The sequence below is a fragment of the Pontibacterium sp. genome (assembly GCF_041587635.1).
Lineage (GTDB): Bacteria > Pseudomonadota > Gammaproteobacteria > Pseudomonadales > Balneatricaceae > Pontibacterium.
Genome location: NZ_JBFGYC010000286.1, coordinates 1 through 5,074, shown reverse-complemented (window position 1 = coordinate 5,074; position 5,074 = coordinate 1). Strand labels below are relative to the sequence as shown.

The 5,074-nt window shown below is 49.5% G+C and carries 3 protein-coding genes; 1 reads left to right on the top strand and 2 read right to left on the bottom strand.

What is annotated here, in order from left to right; genetic code table 11:
- Positions 1–337, bottom strand: a 337-nt coding sequence (locus ABYW01_RS13610) for an MFS transporter (protein ID WP_372833559.1), incomplete at its 3' end; no start/stop codon positions are given.
- A gap of 154 nt (positions 338–491) precedes the next feature.
- Positions 492–3,902, bottom strand: a complete 3,411-nt coding sequence (locus ABYW01_RS13605; RefSeq protein WP_372833557.1) for an EAL domain-containing protein — start codon at positions 3,900–3,902, stop codon at positions 492–494.
- Between the two features lie 271 nt (positions 3,903–4,173).
- Between ABYW01_RS13605 and ABYW01_RS13600 the strand changes: the two genes are divergently transcribed.
- The gene (locus ABYW01_RS13600) at positions 4,174–4,968 is read left to right on the top strand and encodes a substrate-binding periplasmic protein (protein ID WP_372833554.1); all 795 of its coding nucleotides are present in this window, start codon (positions 4,174–4,176) and stop codon (positions 4,966–4,968) included.
- Positions 4,969–5,074 lie beyond the last annotated feature (106 nt).

Sequence of the window (5,074 nt, the reverse complement as noted above, 5' to 3'; positions counted from 1 at the left end):
CTTGCAATACCCGCGCGATCAATAGCCACTCGATACTCTCAACAACCAACGCCATCAACGACGACAGTGAGAAAAACAGTACGCCTGCCAGGTACACCTGCTTACGACCGATCATATCCGCGATCCGCCCGGCCGGAAGCATCAGAATAATACTGCCCCAGATATTCGCCGTCGGTAACCAACTAACCAGCACGGCATCCGCCTGCAGATCTTCCGCTATCGCAGGCAGGGCCATATTCACGGCTGACATCGACTGTGGAATCAAAAAAGTGGCAATACAGATGCTCACTAACGCCAACCAACGGGCGGACGGCTTTTGTGCGTAATGTTCTGGCATTCAGGTGTCTTGAAATAGGGTTGTTCGGCTAGCCATACAAGGATGACAGAGAGGAGACATCGGATGCAGATAGATCTGGCCGATATAAGGGCCACTATACCAGATGGTTGGTTAATAAGTTAACGAACACTCTGTTGCAGAGAGGTCATCAATATCAGTTGACCGGACTCGCATCAGGGACCGGTTGTTTCTCCAGCAAGGCCACCAGCGCCGGGCCTTCCAACGGTTGATCAAAGTAGAACCCCTGAATTGAGTGACAGCCCATCTCCCGGATCAGCTCAACCTGCTCCCGAGTTTCAACCCCTTCAGCGATCACCTTCAATGACAGTGAACTGGCCAGTGAGATAATACCGCTCACCAACGCGCGATCTTCAGCATCATGGGCCAGGTCATTTACAAAGGAGCGATCAATTTTCAGACGACTAATCGGATATTTCTTCAGATAACTCAGCGACGAGTAGCCTGTACCGAAATCATCGATTGCGATATCAATACCCATATCCCGCAATCGTTCTAATTGCTGATGTGTTTTTTGCTCGTCTGCGATCAGGATACTTTCGGTGATCTCGACAATCAGCCGATCACCAGTCATCCCGGTCATCTGTAATACAGACTCAGTCAGTTCTGCCACATCCAGGCGCTGGATCTGTCGACTGGAAACATTCACGCTGATCTTTGGAGGTGTATCACAATACTGATACAGCGAGGCTCCGAACCAACACGCCTCCTCCATCACCCAAGCGCCAATCTTGCTGATTAAACCCACCTCTTCTGCGACCGGGATAAAGTCAGACGGTGAAATCAGACCATGCACCGGATGCTGCCATCGAATTAATGCTTCTACAGCTTCCAGCGCACCACTGTGGATATTCCAGATCGGTTGATAATGCAGCGTAAATTCCTGCTCTCGTAGCGCCTGATGAAGCGAGTTTTCCAGTTCGCGTTTGTGTAAGGCGGCATCGTTCATCTCTGCCGTGTAGAACTGATAGGTATTACGGCCATGCTCTTTCGCTTTATACATCGCACTGTCCGCATTACGCACCAAATGTTCAGCATCCTGGCCATCATCCGGGTAGATCGTGATTCCGATACTGCCAGAGACAAACGCCTCATGATTATCGATCAGATAGGGTTGCGACAGGCTCTCCAGAATTTTTTGAGCAACACTCTTCACCACATACGGATCCGTGATATCAGGAAGGATGATTGCAAACTCATCACCACCCAAACGTGCAGCGGTATCACTGCTCCGCAAACAAACTTTGAGTCGTTCGGATGTTTCCTTCAGTAATTTGTCACCTGCCGAGTGTCCAAGGGTATCGTTGACCAATTTAAAGCGGTCCAGGTCCACAAATAGCAGCGCGCCCTGGGCGTTAATACGATTGGCGCGTGATAACGCCTGGGACAGGCGATCTGCAAACAAATTACGATTTGGCAAACCGGTTAATGTATCAAAGTTAGCTTGCTGCAGAATCAGCTCTTCGTTTTTCTTGCGTTGGGTAATATCGTTAAAGAGTGAAACATACCCCTCTACATCTCCCTGTGCATCGCGCATCGTCGAAATGGTCAGCCATTTAGGATACACCTCACCATTTTTACGCTTATTCCAGATTTCACCTTCCCAGAACCCTCTCTGAGCCAGAGAACTGCGGATATTTTGGTAGAAATGGATCGTGTGTTTACCCGATTTGAGAATACCCGGGTCATGCCCCAGTACATCTTCTTCATCAAAACCGGTAATCTGACTGAATGACGGGTTCACCATCTGTATACGGTTGTCCGCATCCGTCACCATGATCGCTTCCGCCGCGGTCTGAAAGACCGCCGATGCCAGGCGCAGCTGTTTCTCGTCTTCCTTTAGCTGGGTAATGATCTCTTTAATCGCCACATAATGGACGATGTTGCCCTGATCATCCTTAATCGAGCCGATATTGGCACGCTCCCAATAGAGGCTGCCATCCTTACGCTTGTTGTGCAGTTCACCCACCCAAACACCGCCTGAAGAGATGGTTTCCCACAGCTGCTCATACTCATCCTGATCCGTTTCACCGGACTTTAGAAAACGTGGATTCTCCCCCAATACCTCATCCAGACTGTATCCCGTAACCTCTTCAAACATGGGGTTAACATATTCGATATTCCCGTCCGGATCGGTGATCACCACAATCGTTGGGCTGTGCTCCACCACCCGCGATAGCAAACGGATGTGTTCTTCCGCATCCTTACGTTCGCGAATATCACTGAGCATACAGATGAAATGCGTATCCTGGCCGTGCAGATGTTGCACGGGGAAGATATTGGACTCCACCGTAATCAGGTTGCCATTTTTATCCCGATTGACGAACTCGCCCTGCCATGGCTCAGCATCCCGCAGTTTTTCATCCAGTGCCTCATACACTGACTGATCCGTATGTTCAGACTGTAGAACGACCGGTGTCTTACCCAGCAACTCTGCCATCTGATATCCGAACAAATCCGTGAACGCCTTATTTACGTATTGGATTTGCCGGTTTTCATTCGTGATTACGGTGGCAATCGACGACTGCTGAATCGCCGCAGATAGCAAATGTAGCTGCTCTCGCATCATCAGGGATTTACGGTAGCTATAGACCAACATAACCGCAGAAGTGAGAATCACCAGCCCAGCTAACAAAAGCCCCCAGAACAACGCAGAGTTATCCTGCTGCCAGATTCTGAAGGTACTGTAATGATCTATATTCACAGCAATAGCGAGCGGGTACTTTTCAGACAACCTAACAGCGGTGTAGCTCTGCGGCAGGTAACCCTCCTGAACCAGCTGCGAGCGTTCGTCCTGACCTTCAAGGACTAACTGGCTTAGTAACGACGTTACTATCTTCCTATAGGGGGAGTATTCACCGTGAACCAGCAAAGCATCAGCAACGAAGTTCACCAGATATACATTGTCACTCATTGCGAGTTGCAGCTCGGATATATAATGCTGCAGATAGCCGGGGTTAAACGCCGCAACAACCTGATAGCGGTCTCCGGATTGAGGGTCGATATAATCCAGACCAAAAGGGATCAGGCTGCGGTTACGTCCCGGCTCGGGTTTCCCAAGCATGGGCAAAAAACGCCCATGAAGTGGTTTACCAATTTTTAACCCCGACGCAAACTGATTGTTCTGCTGATCATCGAATCCGATCAGTGATAAATTCAGTTGTCCCGATGTACGGCCAGCAGAATCAATCCAGACGTCATCACCTTTCACCACAGTGAGTTGACGGATATGAGGCGCAAAGCCGAGTATCTGTTTAACCCGATGCTCTACATGGCTTTGCGCATCAGCATGATCATCGGTATTGGAGATTTCGTTCACAATGGAGATCAGACTGACTTCCATCGATTCGATCGTGCGGGTAATTGATCCCTCAACCATGCGGCTATAAAGATCAGCCTCCGCATTGCGTGACTGCACGGCCTGACTGAAGCTAAACCAGAGCACCGCCGTAAACAACAGCAAGACGGCAAGCGCAATGACCCCGACCCAAGCAATAAAGGGCTTTTTGCTGATACCTATGTTCAGGTCACGAGGGCTTTGCATCATCAATACAGCTCAATAGAGAAAGTGCGTCAGTCCGGAATATCTGCAATAAACCACAGCCAACTTGACGGATTATACTGAGACAACGGCGTTACGCACTCAAAAATTCATGCCAACCCCCTAAGCTATAAGTCTATCCGTCCCGATAAAACCTTGGCCCAACTCAAGTGAGTACAAAATATCGCGGTTTTTCACCAACTCACAGTAGCTCACTACAAAAGCTTCATGATAGTAATAACCCACAACCTCCCCATCGTTGAGTCAGGACACCACCATGAAATATGTTGTACAACGATTAATTTATTTAGCTCTAACCGTCAGCCTGCTAGGACAGCCGTTGTATGCAGACTCCCGACTTGATCAGATAAAAGCCCGTGGCGAATTGAAAGTCTGTATATGGCCCGATTACTTTGCTATCAGCTACCGCAATCCTCGCACCATGTCGTTGGAAGGAATCGATATCGACATGGCAAAGGCATTCGCTGAAAGGCTCGATGTAAAGCTCACCTTTGTTGAAAGCTCATTTGGCGCCTTGGTAAAAAACATGAGCAACGACGCCTGTGATATTGCAATGCACGGTGTTGGTGTACGTGACAGCCGTAAACCCCATATGGATTTTTCCGAGCCGCATCTGGCAAGTGGGATCTACGCGATCAGCATGAAATCCAACTCGCACATAAAAACCTGGGACGACATTGACCAGCCGGGGAACATCATCGTTGTGCAGAAAGGGACGTATATGGAACCAGTCATGCGCAACTATCTCCAGCAGGCTGAGCTAAGCGTTGTGGATAGCTTCAAAGCACGTGAACAGGAAGTACAAAGCGGTCGCGCCGACGTGTTTATGACGGATTACCCTTACGGTAAACGCATGGCCGCACTCACTCGCTGGGCTCAACTGCTTATTCCTGAAACGCCACTGGCACCAACACCTTATGCCTATGCCGTGCCAAAGGGTGACGCCGTATGGCTGTCGGAGGTAAACCGCTTTGTTGCAGCGATGAAAGCGAACGGCAAACTGCAGGCATACGCTGAGAAAAATGGACTGTCGCCGATCGTTGCGAAGTAGGTCGTTCACGCAAGCAGTCAAGCTGCGATAACACCCAGCCACAAAAAAGCCCCGCATTGCGGCAATGCTGTTCACTTTAGAGGAGCAGCTTTACGATCCACTGGAT

Coding starts and splice junctions, on each gene's coding strand:
- ABYW01_RS13600 (WP_372833554.1), top strand. CDS start 4,174: ATGAAATATGTTGTACAACGATTAATTTATTTAGCTCTAACCGTCAGC.
- ABYW01_RS13605 (WP_372833557.1), bottom strand. CDS start 3,902: ATGATGCAAAGCCCTCGTGACCTGAACATAGGTATCAGCAAAAAGCCC.